The following is a 22922-nucleotide window of genomic DNA, read 5'->3' as shown; positions in this document are numbered from 1 at the left end:
GACGAAACGCAAAATTAGGCGCGGCAGGGTATGTGCCTCTTCATGGTGTAACGGAATCATTCGCAAGAGATAAATAATAAAATTTTTCAAAGGGGACAGAATTATGAGCGAACCGGTATTGGTCATTATGGCGGCGGGTCTGGGAAGCCGTTATGGCGGAGGCGGGCTAAAGCAGGTGGAGCATGTGGGTCCTTGCGGCGAATGCATTATTGACTATTCCATATACGACGCCTGGAAAGCGGGCTTCCGCAAGGTGGTGTGCGTCGTCAAGGAGACTATGCTGGAGGAGTTCCAACAGGAGATTACGAACGCTATCGCGCCCTATATGCAGGTGGAATTTGCTTTTCAGAAGCAGGAGGACATTCCTGCCGGCTTTTGTGTTCCAAAGGATAGAGAAAAGCCCTGGGGCACAGGGCATGCGGCTCTGGCCGGGGCGCGGTTGGTAGGGGAGGCTCCGTATGCGGTGATCAATGCCGATGACTTCTATGGGAGAGAGGCTTTTCAGAAAATCTACGATTTTCTGAAAAATGCCCAGGACCATCCAAAACTGGATTTGGCGATGGTGGGCTATCAGGTGAAAAACACCATTTCCCAGCACGGCTCTGTAGCCCGGGGTGTGTGCCAGGTGGAGAATGGCATGCTGGTAAAAGTGGTGGAGCGTACCCGTATCGAGAAGCTGGAAAGCGGCGAAATTGCCTATACCGAGGACAATGGGGCCAGCTGGGTTACGCTGCCGCCGGATACACCGGTCTCTATGTCCCTTTGGGGCTTTACACCGGGCTTTACCGCAGGACTGGAGGAGGAATTTTTAAGGTTTTTTAAGGAGGATTTGGATAAAAATCCTTTGAAAGGGGAGTTCTTCCTGCCTTTTGCGGTGAATTCTTTGTTGCAACAGGGACGCGCCCAGGTGACCGTGCTTTCCACGGGTGATAAATGGCATGGTATTACCTATAAGGTGGACCGTCAAGCGGTGGTAGACGCCATAGCTGGTATGACAGAGCAGGGCCTATATCCATCGCCCGTATGGGGGACACCGGCATAAGGGGGGGCGTTTTCCGCACCCTGTCGGCCGGTTCTGGAAGAGTCGGGGGGAATGGCGTGAACCTTTTTGGAAGTGATAGATTCCAGCAGGTACGTACTTTTTAAAAGTAGACGGTAGACCTGGCAAATATGTGCTGGGTGCGCTTGAAAGGGACTGCGTTTATTACGAAATAAAGTTGAAAGCCGTTGCCTTGTGGTACGGCTTTTTTCTAGTGTGGAATTCATTCCCGACAGTCGGGCCAAAAAGCCTCTATGGGTGGAAATACACAGAGAATGCCGTTGGATTTTGTTATAACACACAAAGTTTGGGCGTTTTAAACCTAATCTTTAAAATAAATAGCTAAAAACCACTTGAAATTTTCCAGAAGTATGGTATTATAATAGCATGGGTTTCAATCTAAACAGGACAAGGAGATCGATAACCATGAACACCGGTACGTCAGATATGGAAAAAGCAGTGCAGGCTGGTTCGAAGCCGGTCGGCGATCCCGGCCAGGTTCCTCTAGACCTGTTCCACAGGGGCAAAAACCGCCGTGCGTATGAGTACTTAGGCGTGCATAAAGCCATTTATCAGGGAAAAAAATGTATGGTGGCCCGGCTTTGGGCCCCCCATGCAAAGGCAGTGTCTCTGGTGGGGAATTTTTGCAATTGGGACAACGCCAAATACCCTTTAAAGAAGATCGATGACAGTGTTTGGGAGGGTTACACTGATTTCGAGTTTGAGCCCTTCGAGATGTACAAGTTTTATATTAAGGATGCCTCTGGCGAGAACTCTTACAAGGCAGACCCTTTTGCCCGCCATACCGAAACCCGTCCGGGCACCGCTTCCCGTTGGTATGAGCTGGATAATTATGCCTGGCAGGACGCGGCTTGGCAGAAAAAGAAGGAGGAAAACCCTTCCTACAGTCAACCGATTAATATTTATGAGGTCCACGCCGGTTCTTGGCGGAAGTATGCCGATGGCAGCGTGTTTTCTTATGATAAGCTGGGGGATGAGTTGATTCCTTATGTAAAGGATATGGGTTTTACCCATATTGAGTTCATGCCGCTCACCGAGTATCCATATGATGGCTCCTGGGGATACCAGGTGATGGGTTATTTTGCCCCCACCTCCCGTTATGGCCAGCCCAGCGACTTTATGCGCTTTGTGGATCGCTGCCACCAAGCGGGCATTGGTGTAATTATGGACTGGGTGCCCTCTCATTTTCCCAAAGACGCGGCGGGCCTGGCTAAATTTGACGGCACGCCTTGTTACGAGTATGCGGATCCCCGCAAGGGTGAACATAAAGAGTGGGGCACCCTAGTATTCGACTATGCCAAACCCGAGGTCGTGAGTTTTCTGATGTCTAGCGCGGTGTTCTGGCTAAAAGAGTACCATGTGGATGGCCTGCGGGTAGACGCGGTGGCCTCTATGCTGTACCTAGACTATAACCGCCGGGATGGCGAGTGGGTGCCCAACAAGGATGGCGGCAAGGAGAACCTGGAGGCGGTGGCCTTTTTGCAGGCGTTGAACGAGGCGATCTTTGCCGAAGTGAAAGAGCCTTTGATGATCGCGGAGGAGTCCACGGCCTGGCCTATGGTCAGCAAGCCTACCTTTATCGGCGGGCTGGGCTTCAATTATAAGTGGAATATGGGCTGGATGAACGACATGCTTCGCTATATGTCTATGGACCCCCTGTTCCGCAGCGGCAACCACAATAGCCTAACTTTCTCGTTTTTCTATGCTTTCTCAGAGAACTTTATCCTGCCCATCTCTCACGACGAGGTGGTATATGGCAAGGGCTCGTTAATCAATAAAATGCCTGGAGACGACCAGATGAAAGCAGCCCAAATGCGGGCCTTTGTCACCTACATGATGGGACATCCGGGGAAGAAGCTGCAATTTATGGGCACCGAGTTTGCCCAGAAGGACGAGTGGAACTTTGAGAAGGAGCTGGAATGGGGCCTGCTGCAATATAAGGAGCATAAGGATGCCCAGAATTTCTTTAAAGCAGTAAACCACTTCTACCTCGACCGGCCGGAACTGTGGGAAATCGACTTCTCCTGGGAGGGCTTTGAGTGGATCTCTAACGATGACTACACTCAGAGCGTAATTGCCTTTCGGCGTAAGTCCAAGGAGGGCAAAGAGCTGGTGGCTGTGTGTAACTTCGTACCTGTGCAGCGGGAGAACTACCGGATCGGCGTGCCCTATTGGGGCACCTGGGCCGAGGTGTTCACCTCGGATGACAAAAGCTTCGGTGGACAAGGCGTTACCAATGGTAAGCGCATTTTGGCTGAGGACGAGCCTATGCATGGCTGTGAACAGAGCATTAGCCTGACCCTGCCGGGGAACACGGTGTTTTTCCTGGAATGTGTAAAGCGCGGAGAAAAGCCTAAGCCCAAGGTGAAGGCCATGCCTGTGCCAAAGCCAGAGGCGAAAATGGCAAAACAGGCCCAGCGGGCCAGCTAAAAAGCCGTGAGCTTGCGGGGGAAAGATTTTCTGTTGTCAAAAAAGCGCCGTTTTTCTACCGGCGGTTGCTTTAAAAGTAATATATCAATACCAAAGTAATCACATAGGAGGACAAACAATGTTACCCAAACAAGAGGTCGTGGCTATGCTGCTTGCGGGCGGCCAGGGCAGCCGGCTGGGCGTGCTGACCAAAAACATCGCCAAGCCCGCCGTACCCTTCGGGGGGAAGTACCGAATTATTGACTTTCCCCTTTCCAACTGCGTAAATTCCGGTGTTGAGACGGTGGGTGTGCTCACCCAGTACCAGCCCCTGGAGCTGAACGAATATATTGGTTCCGGCCAGCCCTGGGACCTGGACAGTATGAATGCCGGCGTACATGTGCTTTCTCCATATGAGAAGCGGAAAAAGACCGACTGGTATAAAGGCACGGCCAATGCCATTACCCAGAATATTCCCTTTATTGAGCGTTATAATCCCGACTATGTTCTGGTGCTTTCCGGCGACCATATTTATAAGATGGACTATTCGAAGATGATTGCGTACCATAAGGAAAAGGACGCCGCCTGCACGATTGCCGTGCAGCAGGTGCCCATGGCCGAGGCCAGCCGCTTCGGTATCCTGAATACCAATGAGGATAATTCCATCTACGAGTTTGACGAGAAGCCCAAAAAGCCCAAGAACGATCTGGCCAATATGGGTATTTACGTGTTCACCTGGGAAAAGCTGAAGAAGTTCCTTCTGGCCGACGAGGAGGATCCTAAGAGTTCCAACGACTTTGGTAAAAACGTGCTGCCCGCTATGCTGAATTCTGGCGAGAAAATGTTTGCTTATCGTTTTGAGGGCTACTGGAAGGACGTAGGCACCATCGACAGCTTGTGGGAGAGCAATATGGACATTCTGGACCCCAACATTCCTCTGGATTTGGGGGACCCGGACTGGCGCATTTATTCCCGCAACCCGGTAATGCCTCCCCACTATATTGCCAAGGGCGCTCACGTGCAGAACTCCACTATTGCCGAAGGCTGCAATGTCTATGGAGAGTTAGAATTTTCCATTCTCTTTGCCGGGGTATATGTAGCCCCAGGCGCGGAAGTGTCCTCTTCTATCATCATGCCTGGTGCGCGCATTGAAGAGGGTGCAAAGGTCCAGTACGCGATTGTGGCTGAGGACGCTGTAGTAGGAGCGGGCGCGGTGGTAGGCCAGCGGCCCGAGGATGTGGAAAATAAGGACGAGTGGGGCGTGGCCGTGGTGGGCCCCGGCTGCAAGGTCCCTGCTGGCGGCTATGTTGCTCCTAAAGAAATGCTGGACGCGGAAGATGGAGAGAAATAAGAGCATGCCCGAAAAATTAACAGAAATGAAAGGTAGATGGTCGATATGATGCGCGGCAACGATGTTATGGGCATTCTCTTTGCCTATGTGCATGAGGAGCGTGTAAGAGAACTGACAGAAAACCGGGTGATGGCCTCCATACCCTATGGCGGCCGCTACCGGCTGGTAGATTTTGCCCTCTCAAACCTGGTGAATTCCGGGGTAAAGAAGGTGGGCGTTATTACAGAGCAGAATTATCAGTCCTTAATGGACCACCTGGGCTCTGGCAAGACCTGGAACCTCTCCCGCAAGCGTGAGGGCCTGTTCCTGTTACCTCCCTTTGGCGCGGACATTTCCCGCACGGATGGCCTGGTGACCAGCCTGGCCTCCATCCATAGATTTTTGAGAAATTCTAAGGAAGAGTACGTACTGTTTTCCAACTGTGACACAGTCTCCAACATTGACTACAATGATGTGTTCCGTTTCCACGCGGAGAAGGACGCGGACATGACCATTATTTACCGTCATGGCACCTCTCCGGATACGGACCGTAACGTAATCTACACGGTGGATCCCGAGGGCGCGGTGCGGGATGTGCTGATCAAGCGGGGGGGAGAGGCTAACGTAAACTATGGCTTTGGTAAGTGCATCATCCGCCGTAAGAAGCTGATAGAGCTGGTGGATGACTGCATGAGCCGCAACCTGTACGACTTTGACCGGGACCTCTTGCAGCGGAACATTAAGGATTTGCGGGTGTATGGCTATGAGGCCACCGGCGCGGCCTATACTATTTCATCTCTTAGCAGCTTTTTCGACGCTAACATGGCCCTGATGGATCCCAAGGTGCGCGGCCAGCTGTTTCCAGCGGACCGGCCTATTTACACCAAGGTGCGGGACGATATGCCTGCCAAGTATGGCTTGGGCTCTTCGGTAACCAACTCTATTGTGGCCGACGGCTGTGTTATTGACGGCGAGGTAGAAAACTGCGTCCTGTTCCGCGGCGTAAAGGTGAAAAAGGGCGCCAAGCTGAAGAACTGCGTAATTATGCAGGACTGCGTGATTGGCGAACATACCAAACTGGACTATGTGGTCACGGACAAGAATGTGGAGTTCGAGGCAAACCGCACCATGTCCGGCTACCAGAGCTATCCGGTGTACGTGGCAAAGGGCAGCAAGGTGTAACAAAGGCCGCGAAAGCTTGCGTGGGCCTGGGGGACCTTTCGTCCCGGGCGGGGCTTGGAGGACTGTTTCCATGTCTCGCTGTAAGGGAAAATGGGTGCATAGAATGTGTGTTTTTTGACCCGGCCAAACCGGCTGGAAAGACCATTCTGTATTATATTTAAAAACACAGAAGACCGGAAAGGAAAATCATCCTATGAAAATTTTATATTGTGCCAGTGAAGCCCTACCCTTTTCCGCTACAGGCGGTTTGGCGGACGTGGCGGGATCTTTGCCCCAGGCTTTGCGGGCTCGCATGGTGGGATGCCGCATTGTAATTCCCCTGTATGACAATGTGCCCCAGGAACTGCGGGATAAGATGAAGTTTATCACGAGCATTAGCGTACCGGTGGCCTGGCGGAGGCAGTACTGTGGCATTTTCGAGGCTAAGGTGGGCAATGTGACCTACTATCTGATTGACAACCAGTACTACTTCAAGCGCGGCGGCCTGTATGGCCATTTTGATGACGCGGAGCGCTTTGCTTTCTTCTCTCGGGCTATTTTGGAGATGCTGCCCTACATAGACTACAAACCGGACATTATCCATGCCAACGATTGGCAGACTGCCCTAGTGCCAGTATATTACCGGCTATTTTATGCCAACAATGAGTGGTACGCTGGTATTAAAACATTGTTTACCATCCACAATATCCAGTATCAGGGCCAGTATGGTAAGGATATTCTGGAGGATGTGTTTGGTATCCCTGTGCATGAGAGCCAGCTGCTGGAGTTTAATCGGGATGTGAACCTGATGAAGGGCGCGATTGAATGTGCCAACTGGGTCTCTACTGTTAGCCCCACCTATGCCCAGGAGATTCTGGACTCCTGGTTCTCTCATAAGCTGGACCCCATTCTGCGGGAGCGTTCTTGGAAGCTTTCGGGGATTCTCAACGGGATTGATACCGTAAACTATGACCCAGAGACGGACCCGAACCTTTATGCCAATTATACCCAGGCGGATAAGTCTGGGAAAGCGGTCAATAAGCAGAAGTTGCAGGAGCGGCTGTGCATCGAGGTAGACCCAGACGTGCCGGTTATCGGCATGGTCACCCGGCTGGTTTCACACAAGGGCCTGGACCTGGTGAAGGATGCGGTGGACAATGTGATGCAGTACTCCAACGCCCAGATCGTGATTTTGGGCAGCGGAGACCTGGAGTATGAAAACTACTTCAAGTGGATGCAAGAAAAGTACCCTGGCCGGTTTGTGCTGTGCCTGGGCTTTGTGCCTGAACTTTCCCGGAAGATTTACGCGGGCGCGGACATTTTCTTAATGCCCAGTAAGTCGGAGCCTTGCGGGCTTTCCCAGATGATCGCTCTTCGTTATGGTACCATTCCCGTGGTACGGGAGACGGGCGGCTTGAAAGACTCTATCACTGATAGTGGAGATGGCGAGGGCAACGGCTTTACCTTTATGACCTATAATGCGGGCGATATGCTGCACAGTCTGCACAGGGCTATTTATGCCTATAACTCTGATAAAGAAGGCTGGGGCATTTTGGTTGACAGAGCAATGAGCTGCGACAACAGCTGGACAAAGTCAGCGAATGAGTACATTCGGCTTTATAAGCAGATTTTAGAGAACTAAGTTTTTTCAAAACTATGAGGGTAATTTCATAAATAATAGAAAGGCGGCGGAGGAATCTGCCGCCTTTCCGTATGGCGATAACGGCCAACAGCAAAGAGGTAAAAAGATAGAGGCCAAGAAATAGCGTAGGATTTTGTAATGTCTTTGTAATATTTGGCTTCCATTTTCCGGCAAATTGTGGTATAATAAGAGATACGGCAAAGAATGTAGAGAGTAAACGTTCCAGGCAATCTACTTGCGAGTCATTTGAAATCAACATAGAAGGAGCTACAGATATGGAGCACAAATATGCCAGCGACTGCCACACCCACTCTATCTGTTCTCCAGACGGGAAGAATACCCCTGGGGAGATGGCCGCGCAAGCGGTTCATTTGGGTTTGTATGCCTATACGCTGACAGACCACTGCGAATGCCACGAATATTGGGAGACGTACCGGCAGCGGACCGAACAGGCCTGGCAGGCCATGGAAAAGCTGGAAACAGGGGAGATACGGCTGCTGCGGGGAGTCGAGCTGGGCCAGCCTTTGCAGGACTTAACCGCTGCGGAAGAAGTGGTGAATCGTTTTCCTTATGACTTTGTGATTGGATCTTTGCACAATCTTGCTGATGAAAAAGACTTTTATTATATAGATTACACTAAAATGAGTGATGGGCAGATTGCCCAAAAACTAAATGCGTATTGGGAAGAACTGCTGGAAATGATAGACTGGGGGAGTTTTGACGCTCTTGGCCACCTGACCTATCCCTTGCGGTACATCCAAGGGGAGCAGGGCGTTTCTGTGGACTTGGCCCAGCATCAGGGAAAGATTGACGAAATTTTGGCTGCCCTGGTGGAAAAAGAGATAGCCTTAGAGCTTAACACTTCCGGTTTGCGGCAAAAACTAGGGGAGACCATGCCCAGCCTGGCCCTGCTGCGCCGTTACCATGCGCTGGGTGGGCGGCTGGTGACGCTGGGATCAGACGCCCACCAGACCGCAGACCTGGGGAAAGGCATCGACCCGTGCATGGAGCTGTTGAAAGAGGCTGGGTTTACAGAATTCACGGTATATGAACAGAGAAAGCCTGTCCAGCTGCCCTTAGCGTAACAAAATATTGCACAAAAAGAAGGTGGGAAATTTGGATATTTTGTTTGATACGGCAGAGTGGAAATTTTCCTACCGGGTAGCGGCTATTGTAATAAAAGATGGTAAGCTCTTATTGCAAAAGCCGGAGGATGACGACGGTTTTGCCTTTATAGGGGGCCATGTGGCGTTTGGTGAGACCGGGGCCCAGGCCCTGACCAGGGAGTTCCAGGAGGAACTGGGGCTAAAGTTACAAGTGGGCTCGTTGGCTGCGGTGGGGGAGATCCGTTTTCTGTGGGGCAAGCCTTGCCAGCAGATCGGACTCTACTACCGGGCGGAGCTGCCAGGGATAGAGCCCTGGGAGGGCCCGCGTTTTGGCTGGGATGAAGTGGGTGGACAGCGGACGGACCTGGGCTTTTATTGGGTACCGGTGGAAGCGATCCGGCAGGGGACAGTGAAAATTTATCCACCCCAGCTTCTGGGGAATTTAGAGAAAAAGGAACTCGTGCATTTTGTATATAATGAGCTAGAGTGATTTGGGAATAATCCTAAAAAATCTTGCGTACTGAGAGGAGCGCTGGAAAGATGGCAATGGAGCAATTATTAGAGCTTTTGCAGGACGAGGCAAAGCTAACCGCAAAACAGCTGGCGGTGATGCTGAATGAGAAGGAAGAGGACGTGGCGAAAGCCATTGCTGCCTACGAGCGGGACGGGGTTATTAAGGGCTACCACGCCTTGATTAACTGGGAACGTGCCGAAACCCAAAAGGCCACTGCCCTTATAGAGCTTCGGGTCTCGCCCCAAAAGGACACGGGCTTTGACGAGATTGCCGGCAGAGTCATGAACTTTCCCGAGGTGAAAAGCGTCTATCTCATGTCCGGCGGCTATGATCTGGCTGTAACGGTGACCGGGCGTACCATGCAGGATGTGGCTATGTTCGTTGCAAAAAGGCTCTCTACCATTGATGGCGTACTGTCCACCGCCACCCACTTCCTACTGACCAAATATAAGGACGGCGGCGTGGTCTTTAACAGCGATTATGAGGAAATTGACGAGAGAGGGAGCAACCTTTGTGATTGATTATGATAAATTGTTGAATACAATGGCCAAGCAGATCAAGCCCTCTGGGATCCGCCGCTTTTTCGATATTGCCAGCGAGATGGACAATGTGATCTCTTTGTCTGTGGGTGAGCCGGACTTTCACACCCCCTGGCACATTCGAGAGGCGGGCATTGCCAGCCTGGAAAAGGGCCGCACCCGCTATACCCCTAACCGGGGCTTTATGTCTCTGCGGGAAGAGGTGGCCAAGTTTCTCCTGCGTCACTACGGGCTGGAGTATCAGCCGGAAAAGCAGGTGCTTATTACAGTGGGGGGCTCCGAGGCCATTGACCTGTGTGTGCGCAGCCTGATTAACCCCGGCGACCAGGTGCTGATTCCCGAGCCCAGCTTTGTGTGCTATGTGCCCATTACCCAAATGGCCGGGGGCGAGCCAGTGATTATTGAGACCCGGGCCGAGAACGGCTTTAAGCTGACAGCGGAGCAGCTGGAAGAAAAGATTACTGAAAGAACCAAACTGCTGATTCTACCCTACCCCAACAACCCCACCGGAGCGGTGATGGGCCGGGAGGACCTGGAAGCCATTGCCCGGGTGGTGGAACGGCATAACCTGATGGTTATGTCTGACGAGATTTACGCTGCCCTTACCTATACAGAAGAGGGACACGTGTCCTTTGCCAGCCTGCCCGGTATGTGGGAGCGCACAGTGGTGGTGAACGGATTTTCCAAGGCGCATTCCATGACCGGCTGGCGGCTGGGCTATGCGGCAGGGCCCACGGAACTGATTTCTGTGATGACCAAGCTGCACCAGTTCGCCATAATGAGCGCCCCTACCACCAGCCAGTTTGCGGCCATTGAGGCTTTGAAAAACGGCGACGAGGACATTCAGTATATGCGGGGCCAGTACGATATGCGCCGGCGGCTGATGGTGGACGCCCTGAACGACATGGGTCTGCATTGTTTTGAGCCCGAGGGCGCGTTCTATGTATTTCCTTCGGTGCGCAGCACGGGGCTGACGTCTATGGAGTTTAGTGAGAAGCTGATCTATGGCAAAAAGGTGGCCGTGGTGCCCGGAGATGCTTTTGGAGCCAGCGGCGAGGGATTTGTGCGCATCTCCTACTCATATTCCATCAAACACATTACCGAGGCGCTAGAGCGCATCCGGGCTTTCCTGGTTGAATTATGAGAGAGCGGGCGTTGCTGCTGGGCTGTAAAGCCTATGACCCCCAGGAGCTGAAAGCCCTGGTGGACCGGGCATTCCAGGAGTTTTCAGTGTATGATAGGCTGCGCCCCGGCATGACTGTGGTGCTGAAGCCAAACCTGATTCTGGCGTCTAAGCCGGAGGAAGCCATTATTACCCACCCGGCGTTTACAGCGGCAGTGGGCCGCTGTGTGCTGCAAACCGGGGCCCGGGCTCTAGTGGCGGAAAGCCCAGGGGGGCCCTACACACCCGCCGTGATGAGGGCAGTGTATAGGGCCTGCGGCTATCAGCGGATGGCCGAGGAGACGGGCGTGGAACTGTATACCCAGTGCAAATACCGGCCGGTGCACTTGCCAGAGGGCAAGAGATGCCGCCAGGCCAATATTATAGAGCCGCTTTTGGATCGGGACTTTCTCATTGACCTGCCCAAGCTCAAGACCCACGGCATGGTAAAATACTCTGGCGGGGTAAAGAACCTGTTTGGCGCGGTGCCGGGGCTGCAAAAGCCAGAGCTTCACGCCAGGTTCCCGGAAAAAGAGAATTTTTGTGAGATGCTGGTAGACCTGTGCGCCTTTTTGAAACCGGATCTCTGCCTGATGGACGGTATATGGGCAATGGAGGGCAACGGCCCCACTGGGGGCCAGCGCCGGGACCTGGGGGTGTTCATTGCCTCAAACAGTCCCTATGCCGCCGACGTAGTGGGGGCAGCTGTGGCCGGTATGAACCCAGAGGACCTGGATGTGTTGCGCTTGGCGGCCCAGCGAGGGCTGGGACCCTGCCGCCTGGATGAAGTGGAAGCTTTGGGGGAGGCTATAGAAGGGCATATCGCGGCAGATTTTAAGCCCGCCCAGGCCAGCAGCACGGACTTTATCGACCGGTTGCCAGGATTTTTGCGGCCAGCGGCGAAAAAGTTCGCGACCCCGTATCCAAAGATCGACCAAAAACGCTGTGTGGGCTGCGGGAAATGTGCCGAGAGCTGCCCCCAGCATACCATTGCCCTGACAGGGGGCAGGGCCCGTATTGACTATAAAAATTGTATTCGCTGTTTCTGCTGCCATGAGATGTGCCCAAAGCATGTGGTGAAGCTGCGCCGTCTGGCAATACTAAAGCTGTGAGGGTAAACATGGAAATGGGGCGCTTTGTGTAGTGGAATGCCCAAGAGCACCAACCCATGAGTGAGCTTTCTGGCCCCAAATATGGAGGGTTTCTTGGATCGGTCCATTGCCCTGCGGGTGGTTATGCGTATGATGGCCTCCCTATGCAAAGGTCGCCCATTTCGACAGGACGGCAGGGGGGCGGTCCCAGCGGTGCCCCCCAGCAGGGGGTGGGTCCGGTCGGTTTCATCGGCAGGCGAGACCTCCATCCCATATTCTGCCAAAGGCCTGTACTGCGGAGTCGGAGCAATGGTCCTCCCCGCCCCTGGACTGCGCAATATGGTCCACTTTGGCTCGTTGCTTAGTTTTAAAAGAAAAAATCTGCCCGCCCTGGCCTTAGCCCTGGGGCGCAAGGAATGTGATAGAAGATGAAAGTAAAAGCGTTTGGTAAAATCAACCTGACTTTAGATGTGACTGGCCGCCGGGAGGATGGCTTCCACCTGCTGGATACCGTAATGCAGAGTGTAACGGTGTGGGATGAGCTGGAAATTCAGCGCAGCCATGAGCCAGGGGTGCACTTGCAGTGCAGCCGGGAGAGCCTGCCGGTAGACACTAAAAATACGGCCTTTCGGGCCGCGAAATTTTTCTTAGAGGATCAGGGCCTGGGAGACCAGGGGGTCTATATCTTTATCCGCAAGCATATCCCCGCCCGGTCGGGCATGGGGGGCGGTAGCGCCGATGCGGCGGCGGTGCTGTGGGGACTGAATTACATGTTCTCCGCCAACCTGAAGGTGGAAAAGCTCATGGAGCTGGGCGCCCGGGTGGGTTCGGACGTGCCCTTTTGCGTGGTGGGGGGCGCGGCCCGGTGCACAGGCATTGGCACCCAGGTGGAGGCTGTGCCCCAAATGCCCCAGTGCTGGCTGGTGGTGTGCAAGCCCCCCACGGGTATGAGCACCCCCCGGGCCTATTCGTTGCTGGACCAGTATCCTCTTTCCAGCACCCAGGCCACCCCGAAAATGCTGGAGGCCCTAGCGGTGGGCAACCTGCGGCGCATTGCCCGGTGTGTGGGAAACCGATTTGACGAGACGATCCGGCTGGCTCCAGTGCGGGCGCTGAAGCGGGCCATGACCGAGGCCGGGGCCCTGGGGGCCATGATGACTGGCAGCGGGTCGGGGGTGTACGGTATTTTTGAGGGGGAGCAGCAGGCCCGCTGGGCTATGAAGCAGCTGGAGGGCCAGGGCAGGGTGTTCCTGGTGCGGCCTACCAACCAGGGGGTAGTGCTTTAGAAAAGTGCGGTGCTTTTTAGAAAAGTGCGGTACTTTTTAGAAAAGTGCGGTACTTTTTAGAAAAGTACTTGGCACAGGCAGCCAGTGACCACAGCGGCCACATAAAGGAGACCGGCCAGTACAAAATTTTCTTTGGTGTTTTGGTTGACCCGGAACAGAACCGCCAGTCCCAGTCCGGCCCCGGTGCACAGCCCAGCCACCGCCGCGCCAAAGCTGAGGGAGCCCCCCAGGTACAGCTCGGTTAAGATGATGGAGGCGGCGCAGTTTGGAATAAAGCCGATGAGGGCTGCCAGCAAGGGCTGGAATACGCTGCCGGTGAGCAGAAGCCGGGAAATATTCTCCTCACCCACCAGGGAAATAGCGCTGTTCAGAGCTAGGTTCACCAGGAACAGGAATAGAAAGATCTTTCCTGTGTGAATCAAAGCGGGCCGCAGCAGCCCCTTTTCCTTGCAGCCGCAGTTTTGGCACAAATCGTGTAAGCCCGCTCCCTCTGGGTCGCGGCGGTTCAGAAGAAAGTCGGTTAGTAGGCCAAAGCATCCGGCGGCAACAAGCTTGACGGCCAAAAGCCGGCCCAGGCTGCCCATGGACCCAGGCCGGCTGAGAAGGATGGGAAGCGCTTCGTCGGAGGTGGCCAAGAATACAGCCAGCAGCGTGCCGGGGCTGATCAGCCGCCCAGCGTAGAAATTGGCGGCGGCTACCGAAAAGCCGCATTGGGGTACACAGCCCAGTACCGCCCCGCCCACAGGCCCCAGAGGACCCATTTTTGAGAGAGCATGGGTCAGCTTATGGCTGGCGCGGTGCTCTAGAAATTCAATGAACAGGTATGCGCCAAAGAGAAAAGGCAGGGTTTTTAGGGCGTCTAATAGGGCGTCCAAGAGAATTTCTTTCATACAAAGGACCTTTCTATTTGGAAAGATTTGAGACTGTATTATAGCACATTCATCGGTGAGATTCAACTCATTGTTGGAGGAAGCTGAAAAGTGCGGATATGTTGCGTCAGGTATGGGGGAAATTTTTTGCCAATAGGCGCTTGTTTCCTTGGAATCCATCTACAATTTTATTACCCGCTGTATAGCCGCGTCCTTTTTTACCCATACTTTTCCCAAAATATGGAAAGAGGCGTGGCTATATGAGCATTTTCACTAAGAAAACAGCCCTGCGGGTTTTGGCCGCCGGGTTTTTATTGACGGTTTTGGCTGGCTGGTTCCGGGTGGCGGCATCCTCTCAGCAGCTGCCGGAAAGCGTTCTGCGGCTGCATGTGGTGGCCAATTCCGACTCTCCCCAGGATCAGGCCCTAAAACTGAAGGTGCGGGACGCGGTGCTGGCCGAGGCGGACCGCTGGTGCGCGGGAGCCGAGACCCTGGAAGAGGCCAACTTCCAGGTGTGCACCCACCTGGAGGCCATTACCGCCGCTGCCCGTCGCAGGGTGGAAGCAGAGGGCTCTTCTCAGCGGGTGAACGCCCAGGTGACAGAGCTGGCTTTTCCTGAAAAGGACTACCAGGGCTTTACCCTGCCCGCCGGGCGGTACCGGGCCCTGCGGGTCACTCTGGGGGAGGGCGAGGGGCAAAACTGGTGGTGCGTGGTGTTCCCGGCCCTGTGTCTGCCTGCCGCCAGCGGCGACCCCCTGGCACAGCTGCCCCAGGACCAGCGGGAGGTGGCCGAAAACCCAGAGGGCTACCGGGTGGAGCTGAAACTGGTGGAGTGGTACGAGGCCCTGCGGGAGTGGGTGAGCGGGGCAAAGTAGAGAGGAGGCAGCTATGCTGCAATTTGTCTTGGGCCGCGCGGGAAGCGGCAAGACCGAGTACATGCGCAGGGTCCTGTCGGACCGAAGCTTAAATGATCATGACCGCTGCGGGGACAGCCGGTGCATGATGATTGTGCCTGAGCAGTTCAGCTTTGAGACGGAAAAAGCTGTGCTGCGCCTGGCTGGGCCCCAGCGGGCCAACACCATTGGCATATACAGCTTTACCCGGCTGGCGGAGACCGTGTTTCGCAAGGAAGGGGGCGCGGCGGGCCGCAGGCTTCGTGATGGGGGGCGGCGCATTTTGATGTCCGCCGCCATTGAAACTTGCCAGGACCACCTGGAGGTGTACAAAAACGCCGCCCGCACCGGGAGAGTCACCGACCTGATGCTTACCGCTGTGGACGAGCTGAAAATGTGCGGCCTGGCCCCAGCCCAGGTAACGGAGGCCGCCGGCCTGCCGGTGCCCGCGGGGCTTAGCCAAAAGCTGCGGGAGCTGGGCTTGGTCTATGCCGCCTATGAGGCACTGGTGGGGGCCAGCTACCTGGACAGCCGAGACGACCTGACCCGCTTGGCCCAGACCCTGGAGGGAAGCGACATCTTCAAGGGGTATACAGTGGCAGTGGATTCTTTTGAGGGATTTACGGTCCAAGAAATGCGGGTGCTGGGGCAGCTGCTGCGCCAGGCGGATACCATGTTAGTGTCCCTGTGCACGGACGGCCTGGGGCTGGACGACTGCGGCTTGTTTGCCCTGGTGGACAGGACCCGCTACCGGCTGGAGCGGCTGGCCGGAGACCTGGGGATAAAGGTGCTGCCCCCAGTGGTGCTCACGGGTGCTCCCCGGTATAAGAATGAGAACCTAAAGTTATTGGAGACCCAGCTTTTTTGTCCGGACCAGGCCATGACCAGCCAGGACCACAGTGGGATAGAGATGTTCCAGGCCCGGGACGTATTTGAAGAGGCAGAGTATGTGGCCGCCACCATCCGGCGGCTGGCAGCAGGGGGAATGCGCTACCGGGACATCACCGTGATCTGTCGGAACCCGAGCCAGTACTACGGAAGCCTGGACGTGGCCCTGGAGAAACGGGGGGCGCCCTGCTTTATGTCCCAGCCCATACGGGTGGACGGGGAGCCTGTGTGTAGGTTTCTGCTGGGGGCTTTTGAGGTGGTGCAGGAGGGACTGGACACCGGGGCCCTGCTAGAGATGCTAAAGACCGGGGTAACGGGCCTTAGCACAGAAGAAATTTCTGATTTGGAAAATTACGCCTTCCTCTGGCACATTCGTGGCAAGGACTGGCGCATCCCCTTTACCCGGCATCCCCAGGGCTTTGGCCGGGAACTGACAGAAGAAGACGCGGCTCTGCTTGGCCGGCTCAATGAGCTGCGGGAGAAGGTAATTCCCTCTTTAGAGCGATTTGAGAAGCGCACGGCGGACGCCTCGGGAAAAGAGATTGCCCAGGCGGCCTATGATCTATTGATGGATTTCGGTTTGGAGGAGAGCCTGCCGGAATATTGCCGGAGGCTGGAAATGGATGGGGAGGACGCTATTTCCGCCAGACAGCTGCGGGTATGGGATCTGCTGATGGAACTATTGGACCAGATGTACGTGCTTTTGGGAGAGCAAAGGGTGGCTAGAGATAAGTTCTACCGGCTGCTAAAAGAGGTGCTGGCCGCGGAGGACGTCTCTGAGATTCCTCAGACCCTGGACCAGGTGATCTTTGGCACAGCGGAGCAGGTGCGGCAGAGCACGCCCAGGGCAGTGTTTTTAATCGGCGTCACCCAGGGGGACTTTCCCCTGACTCCCCGGTCCTCGGGGGTGTTCTCCGACGCGGAGCGCAGGGAGCTGATTCAGCTGGACCTGCCCCTGGGGGACCCATTGGAAAAGAAAGCTGTTGAGGAGCGCTACCTGGCCTACTCGGTGGCCAGCCTAGCGGCGGAGCGGCTATACATATCCTGGCCTTCCGCCGTAGGGGGAGAGGACAAGGAACCCAGTGAGCTGGTGGAGGGGGTGCTGGGGGCGTTTCCAAACCTGCGGCCCCGGCGGGACCTGCCAGACGAATATTTTGCCAATTCCCGCCAGGCGGCTTTTTCCCGCATGGCGGCCCGCTGGCAGGAGAACAGCCCCCAGGCAGCGGCACTGCGGCGTTTTGTTATGGAGGACCAGGAATTTGCGGGCCGTGTGCTGGCCCTGGAACGGGCGGCGGGGCAGAGGCCCCGGCGTGTGGAGGACCCGGAACTGGCCCGGCAGGTGTATGGGGAGCGGCTGTTTCTATCGCCCTCTCAGATAGAGACCTTCCACAGCTGCCCCTTTAAATATTTCTGCCGGTATGGCCTGAATGCCCGGGAGCGCCGGCCCGCCGAGGTGGATGTGCTACAATATGGCACCATGATGCATTATCTTTTTGAGAAGATCTTTCGGGTGGCCAAGGAGGAGCGCACCGCCTGGACCCAGGAAGAGCTGGAAGCGGTGGTTCGGGGGCATATTCAGAAATATGCGGAAGAGAATATGGGCGGGGCAGAGGCTCTTTCTGGCCGGGAGCGCTACCGGCTGGAGCGTATGGTCCGCTCTGCCTGCAAGCTTATTGTCCATGTGGAAGCAGAGCTGGCGCAAAGCAGGTTTGAGCCCAGCGGTCTGGAGGTAAAGCTGGGCGGGAATGACATGCCCGCGTTGAAGATCCAGGACCCAAATGGCCTGATGGTTACGGTGGGGGGCACCATTGACCGGGTAGACGTCTATCACCGGCCGGACGGAAAAGACTTTGTGCGGGTTATTGACTATAAGACAGGGGGAAAGTCCTTCCGGCTGGGGGACGTGCTCTATGGGCTAAATATGCAAATGCTGATTTACCTGGCCGCCCTGGCCCAGGATGGCCGGTTGCATCCAGCGGGTATTCTCTATATGCCGGCGGCAGAGCCTAGTGTGGCGGCTCAACGGGGAGACAGCCCGGAGGAGGTCAAAAAAGCGGCGGACCGGCAGCTGCGCATGAGCGGGCTGGTGCTTAATGACGGGGAGATTATAGAGGCAATGGAGGCTGGGGCCCGGGGAGAATTTATCCCTGTGAGCCTGAAAAAGGACGGAACCCCGGACAGCAGAAGTCAGGTGCTTAGCCAGGAAGAGCTGGAACAGGTGCTGGGATACGCCCAGCGGCTGGTAGCTTCTATGGGCCGGGAGCTGGCCCGGGGCGCGGCAGAGGCAAAGCCCAACCTTAAAAATCAAAATACCTGCCAGTACTGCCCCTACGGGGCGGTGTGCGGCGGGGAATATGGCCAACAGGATATAGAACAGGAACGGACCGGGACCAAAGAGGCGATGGAACGAATCGCGCGGGAGATGGCGCAAAAGGAGCCGTGAAGCGGCAGAAAAGCAAAGCCGCCGGATACGTTAGAAGAGAGCTCCCGCCGGTAGAAAGAAGCATAAAAAGAGCGGAACCGCCCGCTGCTTGTGCAAATTATTTTAAAATAGGAGGCCTATTATCATGAGCAAAAAGAAAAGTACTGCTCGCAGAAAGCCTGGCATGAAAGGGAGGATCTTCCTGGCACTGGTCACCACCGTGAACCTAGCCCTTACCCTGGCGCTGTCCCTTCAACGCCGCCGGGAAGTGCTGCGGGCTGTGGCCGACGCTGAGGGAAAGGTGCGGGTGTTGGCCGAAAGAGAATCGGACTTTACAAAACCGGCCAATTAGGGTAAAATGGTAGGGGAGGACATTCTTGCCATTGATTCACCGGCCGGGGTCTTTTCGGCCGCTGTAACGGAGGTCTTGACGTGAAAAAAGATTTGACAAATCAAAGCATTGCTGCCCTGTGCCTGGAGCTGGCCATGCTGATGCATGCCGGTGTGGGTACAGGAGACGGGCTGGCCCTGATGGCCCAGGAGGACCAGGCCAACGAGAAAATGCTAAACGGCATGGCGCTGCGCCTGGATGAGGGCGGGACCCTCTCGGACGCGATGAAGGAGGCCGGGGGTTTTCCGGCCTATGTGTGCGGGCTGGTGCAGGTGGGCGAACAGTCCGGCAAGCTGGAAGAGGCCCTGCGGGCCCTTTCTACCTTTTATGAGGACCGGGCCCGGCTGGACCGGCGGGTGCGCAGCGCCCTTTTGTACCCAGCGGTGATGTTGGCCCTGATGCTGGTGGTCATCACAGTGCTGCTGGTGAAGGTACTTCCCATTTTTGACGAAGTGTATGCCTCTTTGGGCGGGCGGCTCAGCGGAGTGGCCGGAGGGCTTTTGTCCATTGGCCGCTGGCTGGATGGCGCCATGCCGGTGCTGCTGGCCGTTTTAGCCCTGGTGGTGATCTTCTTTATTTTGTTTGCCGCTGTGGGGAGCTTTCGGGAAAGAGTGACCGGCTGGTGGAAAAAAACCCGGGGGGATAAGGGCGTTTCCCGCCGGATGAATACCGCCCGGGTGGCCCAAGCCCTGGCTATGGGCATGGCCAGTGGCCTGCCTATGGAGGATGCCCTGGACTTGGCCCGGGATGTAATGGCTGGTACCCCCACAGCCCAGCAGCGTTGCCAGGATTGCCGCGCCAGGCTGGATGAGGGCGAGGCCCTTTCCTCCGCGATGCGGGAGAGCGGCTTGCTGCCGGCGGCCCAGTGCCGCTTATTAGAGCTGGGCCAGCGCAGCGGCGCGGGGGATGCGGCTATGGAGAAGATTGCCCAGGACCTGGCCGAGGAGAGCGAGGCCGCCCTGGAAGAGAAGGTTAGCAGGGCTGAACCAGCCCTGGTGCTGGTTTGCTCGATGCTGGTGGGACTGATTCTGTTGTCTGTTATGTTGCCGCTGATGAACATTATGGCGGCCATTGGGTGACGCCATGGGGAAAATAGAACATAGGTGGATTCGGGTTTTTCGGGGCCTGCTGCTGCCCCTGGGGCTGGCGGCAGGGGTGGTGTTTTTTGCCGCGGCCCTGGACAACCTGGACCGGGGCCAGGCGGAGAAGGGCGTAGACCAGCTGGAGCAGGCCCTGCGGCGGGGCTGCGTGGCCTGCTTTGCCAGCGAGGGAAGCTATCCCCCTAGTTTGGAATATTTGGAGGAGCACTATGGGATTCAGGTGGATGAGGACCGGTATATGGTCCACTTCGTGCCCTGCGCGGAAAACCTGATGCCTGATATCACAGTGCTGGAGAGACCATGAAGAAATTAACGGTAAAGCATCATATAGACGGTCTGGTGGCTCTGCTGCTGTTCGCGGTGTTCGCGGTATGCATTCTAACGGTGCTGCTTACCGGCGCGGGGGTTTACCAGCGGTTGACCCAGCGGGATCAGGGGGCCTATCAACAGCGTACCTGTCTACAGTACATAGCCCAGCGGGTACGTCAGGCGGATGGCCAGGGGGGCGTAGGGGCCGGCCGGTTTAACGGCATGGACGCCCTGGAACTGCGGGATGAAGAGGGCTATATTACCCGGGTGTACTGTTATGATGGCTGGCTGATGGAGCTGTATTGTGCCGAAGACTTAATGCTGGAGCCTGAGGACGGCGAGCGCGTTATGGAGGCGGAGGGCATGGAGCTGTCCATTGATAACGGCGGGGTGCGGGTCAAGATAGAGGGCTGCCCGGACCTCTACCTCACCCTGCGCGGCGAAATGGAGGGCGGTCTGTCATGAAGAGCAAAGCGCCCCTGGTGATGATGGAACAGATAGTGATGATTCTGGTGTTCGCCCTGGCGGCGGCCCTGTGCCTACAGGCCTTTGTGCTGTCGGACCGGCTTTCGGAGGAGGCCCGCCAGCGGGATATGGCGGTGGTGCTGTGCCAGAACACGGTGGAGTCGGAGAAATTTGCGGCAAAGACCGATGGTCCTCTGGTGGATAAAAAGTATCCTACAGGCGAGGGTACCTATTATTTTGACGATGAGGGTAAGCCCAGTTTTGAGCCCAGCTTTTATACCGTGGAGCTGACCCGCCTGCCAGAGCGCCTGCCCTATCTGGGGGAGAGCCGGGTAACGGTGACCAACCCGGAGGGCAAGGAGCTGTACAGCCTAGAATTCTCCTGGCAGAAACAGACAAAGGACTACTACTAAAGGGGGCTAGGCGATGGCAAAGAAAGAGAAAGTCCGGTTTTCGCCGCCGGCGCTGGGGGGCAGTTCTCTGCTGGTGGTATTTGCGGTTCTGTGCTTGACGGTGTTCGCCCTGCTAAGCCTTAGCACCGTCCGGGCAGACAGCCGCCTGGGGGATACCGCAGCCCAGGCAGTGGCAGGATACTATGCTGCCGATAGCCAAGCGGAAGAGATTCTTGCCCAGCTGCGGGCGGGCCAGGTACCTGAAGGCGTGGAGGAAAGCGGCGGGATATACCGCTATAGCTGCCCCATTTCAGAGGGCCAGCGGCTGGAAGTGGAGGTTACGCTGACCGAAACCCGCTGGCAGGTGTTGAAGTGGCAGGCGGTTTCCACGGAAGAGTGGACGCCTCGAGACCATGTAGAACTGTATGAGGGGGATGGATCAGGGCTTGGATAAGTGGCCCGCTGCGCAGTCCAGGTGCCGAATGTACTTGGACTGCGTGTTTTTTATTTAGAGGAAAAAAATCTATCAGAAAAGGAGACACCCTATGTCAACATCTGTTACGGAATATTTAAAGCGCGCTGTGGATGATGGCGCTTCGGATCTTTTTATCATCGGCGGGAGTCCGGTCTGTGAAAAGCTGGAAAAGCGCCTGGTGCGTATTGACGAAAACCAGCTTTTTCCCGATGACACCTATGCCCTGATCAGCCAATTATACGAGCTGGCCAAACGCCCTATGGACCGATTTGAGGCCCAGGGGGACGATGATTTCTCCTGTGCGGTGCGGGGGCTGGCCCGGTTTCGCATTAACACCTACAAGCAGCGGGGTTCTATGGCCGCAGTGGTGCGGGTGGTGGCCTTTGACATTCCAAACTGGCAAGCCCTGCAAATTCCCCCGCAGGTGATGGACCTGGCGGAGCTTCAGCATGGCATGGTGCTGGTCACCGGCACAGCAGGCAGCGGCAAGTCTACCACCCAGGCATGTATTATCGACCGGATCAATCAGACCCGAGAGGCCCATATTATCACGCTGGAGGATCCCATTGAGTATCTGCACCGAAACCAGAAGAGCATTGTTAGCCAGCGGGAAGTGGCCATTGACACCCAGGACTACCTTTCTGCCCTGCGGGCCTGCCTGCGCCAGGCCCCGGACGTGATGCTGGTGGGGGAGATGCGGGACCACGAGACCATCCGCACGGCCATGACCGCCGCGGAGACCGGCCACCTGCTCATTGCTACCCTGCACACCAAGGGCACGGTGAATACCATTGACCGTATTGTAGACAGCTTCCCCAGCGGGCAGCAGGGCCAGGTTCGGGTGCAGCTTTCTATGGTGCTTAGCGCGGTGGTTAGCCAGCAGCTGCTGCCAGACACCCAGGGCGGGCTGGTGCCGGCTTTTGAGGTGATGCATATGAATAGCGCGATCCGCAGCCTGATACGGGACAGCAAGACCCACCAGATCGACAGCGCCATAGCGGCAGGCAGCGCCGAGGGTATGGTGACCATGGACCAGTCTATTTTGAAGCTGTACCAGCAGGGGATGATTACCAAGGAAATAGCCCTGAATTATTCAGATAATCCAGATCAGCTGCGCCGGCGGCTGGGGTAAATAAAATAGCAAAATGGGGGAGAGAAAAAATTATTTGTTAATCGAAAATAATTTTTCTCTTTCTCTTATTTTCCAGAAATTTCCGTCGACATATTATATTGAAGTAGAATATGCCTTAGAAGGGAGGCGGGATGAACACAACATATAGCGTAACACTGAAAATTAAATATGGAAATAAAATACAGACCGATCGTGCGAATTCAACATACAGAAAGCTAGCTTTCTGTTGTTTGGCCAAAACTGGCCAAACAATCCTTTCCCGTGTTCAGTGAAGCCGTGCAGTAAA

22 protein-coding genes are annotated in these 22922 nt (G+C 55.6%); 21 read left to right on the top strand and 1 reads right to left on the bottom strand.

Annotated features, from left to right (window positions below):
* The first annotated feature begins 103 nt into the window (after positions 1 to 103).
* The 12 genes from U8U68_RS02585 (at position 104) to ispE (ending at position 13300) form a co-directional block, all read left to right on the top strand.
* On the top strand, positions 104 to 1042 hold the full coding sequence (locus U8U68_RS02585; protein WP_322199294.1) for a sugar phosphate nucleotidyltransferase: 939 nt from the start codon (positions 104 to 106) through the stop codon (positions 1040 to 1042).
* A 423-nt stretch (positions 1043 to 1465) separates the two neighbouring features.
* Positions 1466 to 3490 (top strand): 1,4-alpha-glucan branching protein GlgB, encoded by a 2025-nt coding sequence (gene glgB / locus U8U68_RS02580; RefSeq protein ID WP_322199293.1) that lies wholly within the window; start codon positions 1466 to 1468, stop codon positions 3488 to 3490.
* 118 nt (positions 3491 to 3608) lie between these two features.
* Positions 3609 to 4820, top strand: a complete 1212-nt coding sequence (locus tag U8U68_RS02575; protein WP_322199292.1) for a glucose-1-phosphate adenylyltransferase — start codon at positions 3609 to 3611, stop codon at positions 4818 to 4820.
* A 45-nt stretch (positions 4821 to 4865) separates the two neighbouring features.
* Positions 4866 to 5981, top strand: a complete 1116-nt coding sequence (glgD, locus tag U8U68_RS02570; protein WP_322199291.1) for a glucose-1-phosphate adenylyltransferase subunit GlgD — start codon at positions 4866 to 4868, stop codon at positions 5979 to 5981.
* A gap of 193 nt (positions 5982 to 6174) precedes the next feature.
* Positions 6175 to 7602 (top strand): glycogen synthase GlgA, encoded by a 1428-nt coding sequence (glgA, locus tag U8U68_RS02565; RefSeq protein ID WP_322199290.1) that lies wholly within the window; start codon positions 6175 to 6177, stop codon positions 7600 to 7602.
* A 275-nt stretch (positions 7603 to 7877) separates the two neighbouring features.
* Positions 7878 to 8687 carry a histidinol-phosphatase HisJ family protein gene (locus U8U68_RS02560; RefSeq protein WP_322199289.1) on the top strand — a complete coding sequence of 270 codons (810 nt, stop codon included), beginning with the start codon at positions 7878 to 7880 and terminating at the stop codon, positions 8685 to 8687.
* Between the two features lie 31 nt (positions 8688 to 8718).
* Positions 8719 to 9198 (top strand): NUDIX hydrolase, encoded by a 480-nt coding sequence (locus U8U68_RS02555; protein ID WP_322199288.1) that lies wholly within the window; start codon positions 8719 to 8721, stop codon positions 9196 to 9198.
* 56 nt (positions 9199 to 9254) lie between these two features.
* A complete protein-coding gene (locus U8U68_RS02550) occupies positions 9255 to 9743 on the top strand; it encodes an Lrp/AsnC family transcriptional regulator (protein ID WP_322199635.1) in 489 nt (162 codons plus the stop codon).
* Positions 9739 to 10905, top strand: a complete 1167-nt coding sequence (locus U8U68_RS02545; protein WP_322199634.1) for an aminotransferase class I/II-fold pyridoxal phosphate-dependent enzyme — start codon at positions 9739 to 9741, stop codon at positions 10903 to 10905. The genes U8U68_RS02550 and U8U68_RS02545 overlap by 5 nt, the downstream gene beginning before the upstream one ends.
* On the top strand, positions 10902 to 12035 hold the full coding sequence (locus U8U68_RS02540) for a DUF362 domain-containing protein (protein WP_322199286.1): 1134 nt from the start codon (positions 10902 to 10904) through the stop codon (positions 12033 to 12035). Before U8U68_RS02545 ends, U8U68_RS02540 begins: the two co-directional genes overlap by 4 nt.
* Before the next feature lie 93 nt (positions 12036 to 12128).
* Positions 12129 to 12446, top strand: coding sequence for a hypothetical protein (locus U8U68_RS02535; RefSeq protein ID WP_322199285.1), 318 nt, complete (start codon positions 12129 to 12131; stop codon positions 12444 to 12446).
* On the top strand, positions 12443 to 13300 hold the full coding sequence (gene ispE, locus U8U68_RS02530) for a 4-(cytidine 5'-diphospho)-2-C-methyl-D-erythritol kinase (RefSeq protein WP_322199284.1): 858 nt from the start codon (positions 12443 to 12445) through the stop codon (positions 13298 to 13300). The genes U8U68_RS02535 and ispE overlap by 4 nt, the downstream gene beginning before the upstream one ends.
* A 56-nt stretch (positions 13301 to 13356) precedes the next feature.
* Here the strand turns inward: ispE and U8U68_RS02525 are convergent, their stop codons facing one another.
* Positions 13357 to 14190 carry a putative manganese transporter gene (locus U8U68_RS02525; protein WP_322199283.1) on the bottom strand — a complete coding sequence of 278 codons (834 nt, stop codon included), beginning with the start codon at positions 14188 to 14190 and terminating at the stop codon, positions 13357 to 13359.
* A gap of 239 nt (positions 14191 to 14429) precedes the next feature.
* On the opposite strand from U8U68_RS02525, the gene spoIIR reads away from it, so the two are divergent.
* The 9 genes from spoIIR (at position 14430) to U8U68_RS02480 (ending at position 22636) form a co-directional block, all read left to right on the top strand.
* The gene (gene spoIIR / locus U8U68_RS02520) at positions 14430 to 15044 is read left to right on the top strand and encodes a stage II sporulation protein R (RefSeq protein WP_322199282.1); all 615 of its coding nucleotides are present in this window, start codon (positions 14430 to 14432) and stop codon (positions 15042 to 15044) included.
* A gap of 13 nt (positions 15045 to 15057) precedes the next feature.
* Positions 15058 to 18393 carry a PD-(D/E)XK nuclease family protein gene (locus U8U68_RS02515; RefSeq protein WP_322199281.1) on the top strand — a complete coding sequence of 1112 codons (3336 nt, stop codon included), beginning with the start codon at positions 15058 to 15060 and terminating at the stop codon, positions 18391 to 18393.
* 124 nt (positions 18394 to 18517) lie between these two features.
* Positions 18518 to 18724 (top strand): hypothetical protein, encoded by a 207-nt coding sequence (locus tag U8U68_RS02510; protein ID WP_322199280.1) that lies wholly within the window; start codon positions 18518 to 18520, stop codon positions 18722 to 18724.
* Between the two features lie 80 nt (positions 18725 to 18804).
* The gene (locus U8U68_RS02505; protein WP_322199279.1) at positions 18805 to 19842 is read left to right on the top strand and encodes a type II secretion system F family protein; all 1038 of its coding nucleotides are present in this window, start codon (positions 18805 to 18807) and stop codon (positions 19840 to 19842) included.
* A 4-nt stretch (positions 19843 to 19846) separates the two neighbouring features.
* Positions 19847 to 20167, top strand: a complete 321-nt coding sequence (locus U8U68_RS02500) for a hypothetical protein (RefSeq protein WP_322199278.1) — start codon at positions 19847 to 19849, stop codon at positions 20165 to 20167.
* A complete protein-coding gene (locus tag U8U68_RS02495; protein WP_322199277.1) occupies positions 20164 to 20637 on the top strand; it encodes a DUF4860 domain-containing protein in 474 nt (157 codons plus the stop codon). The genes U8U68_RS02500 and U8U68_RS02495 overlap by 4 nt, the downstream gene beginning before the upstream one ends.
* Positions 20634 to 21050 (top strand): hypothetical protein, encoded by a 417-nt coding sequence (locus tag U8U68_RS02490; RefSeq protein WP_322199276.1) that lies wholly within the window; start codon positions 20634 to 20636, stop codon positions 21048 to 21050. The genes U8U68_RS02495 and U8U68_RS02490 overlap by 4 nt, the downstream gene beginning before the upstream one ends.
* Before the next feature lie 13 nt (positions 21051 to 21063).
* The gene (locus tag U8U68_RS02485; protein ID WP_322199275.1) at positions 21064 to 21483 is read left to right on the top strand and encodes a hypothetical protein; all 420 of its coding nucleotides are present in this window, start codon (positions 21064 to 21066) and stop codon (positions 21481 to 21483) included.
* 91 nt (positions 21484 to 21574) lie between these two features.
* The gene (locus U8U68_RS02480) at positions 21575 to 22636 is read left to right on the top strand and encodes a type IV pilus twitching motility protein PilT (protein ID WP_322199274.1); all 1062 of its coding nucleotides are present in this window, start codon (positions 21575 to 21577) and stop codon (positions 22634 to 22636) included.
* The last annotated feature ends 286 nt before the right edge of the window (positions 22637 to 22922 follow it).

Origin of the sequence: Acutalibacter intestini (assembly GCF_034334985.1) — a bacterium.
Lineage (GTDB): Bacteria > Bacillota > Clostridia > Oscillospirales > Acutalibacteraceae > Acutalibacter > Acutalibacter intestini.
Note: the sequence above shows the minus strand (reverse complement) of the source record. Positions and strands in the feature narration are given on the sequence as shown.